Here is a 274-nt window from a genome sequence, read left to right as displayed (position 1 = left end):
GGGGCCTTTGTTTAATCCAACGCCAACTGGTGCTGCTCTACTCGCTCTTGCTTCTCTTGATGTCTTACATATCGGCGTATGATTTCTTCATTGATTCCAACACTATCGACAAAATAGCCTCTTTGCCAAAAGTGATTCCCCCAAAACCTGTTCTTCCTAAGATGAGGAAACTTACTAAATAGCTTTAAGGCTATTTTGCCTTTCAATACCCCCATCAACTTGGATATCGATACCTTTGGTGGAATCTTTACTATTAAATGCACGTGGTCAACTT

Annotated in this window: 1 protein-coding gene; it reads right to left on the bottom strand. The window is 40.9% G+C overall.

Annotated features, from left to right (window positions below; all coding sequences use genetic code 11):
* Positions 1-11: 11 nt before the first annotated feature.
* A partial coding sequence (tnpA, locus tag H735_RS29430) for an IS200/IS605 family transposase (RefSeq protein WP_042980838.1) occupies positions 12-274 on the bottom strand: 263 nt, incomplete at its 5' end.

Source organism: Vibrio owensii CAIM 1854 = LMG 25443, from assembly GCF_000817815.1.
GTDB classification, from domain to species: domain Bacteria; phylum Pseudomonadota; class Gammaproteobacteria; order Enterobacterales; family Vibrionaceae; genus Vibrio; species Vibrio owensii.
This window is presented reverse-complemented; position numbering and strand designations above follow the sequence as displayed.